This window comes from Neorhizobium sp. T6_25, from assembly GCF_002968555.1.
Classification (GTDB): domain Bacteria; phylum Pseudomonadota; class Alphaproteobacteria; order Rhizobiales; family Rhizobiaceae; genus Neorhizobium.
In genome coordinates this window covers 1-714 of record NZ_PVBL01000069.1, presented here as the reverse complement: position 1 = coordinate 714, position 714 = coordinate 1, and the positions used below count along the sequence as shown (strand labels likewise).

Here is a 714-nt window from a genome sequence, read left to right as displayed (position 1 = left end):
TCGTTACACGGGGCTTCAAAGCCAAGGTCAATACGTCGGGTAACTCCTATTCGGGTACATATGTAGGGGTGTCGGGCAAGCCTTCGACCCTCGCCGGTAGCCGCGAGGGCAATACGATCAATCTCGACGTGACGTGGGCCAATGAAATCTACGGGGACCGCAAGGCCACCATGATCATCCAAAAGGTTGGTGAGACCGGCCTGCGTATCAAGACCGTCGACAAGGACCCCGGTTCTGGAGAGCCGATCGTAACCACCGAGCTCGATTTGAAGCGGAGATAGAAGTTCCCTCGGCGATGTCGAGGAGCAGATCCTGTTGGACGTTCCGTTGATGATCACCAACCCGCGCCAGCCTCAGCTTCCAAGCTGCGACCAAAAATGGGGGGAACGTATCGGGATGATGGATGTCGTCTGGCGCTGGGTATCGGAGCTGAAGCATGTTCGATCCTAAACGTTGGCGCCGACCGGTGCTCTACGAAGACGAGAATGGCCTACGCCGCAAAGTCAGCAGTACTGAACAGGCCTCCGATATCCTGACGTCCTCTTGGCCTGTGAATTCTGGGGAAGAGTTTCTTCGAGCTCGCGAAATCTTCCTCGACGTCATGAGTGGTGGCCGACCAGTGGCGGAAGCGCGGGCTGCGTTCCTGCGAGCTGCGGAGGAAGCCGACCTTGATATCAGTGGCAACTGAGGTAGAGGATAAACATGTCGGAGGGT

The 714-nt window shown here is 57.0% G+C and carries 1 protein-coding gene and 1 pseudogene; both read left to right on the top strand.

Annotated features, from left to right (window positions below):
• Positions 1-281: pseudogene (locus C5L10_RS33355) on the top strand (hypothetical protein); the annotation flags it as partial.
• A 155-nt stretch (positions 282-436) separates the two neighbouring features.
• A complete protein-coding gene (locus C5L10_RS33350) occupies positions 437-688 on the top strand; it encodes a DUF982 domain-containing protein (RefSeq protein ID WP_105433213.1) in 252 nt (83 codons plus the stop codon).
• The last annotated feature ends 26 nt before the right edge of the window (positions 689-714 follow it).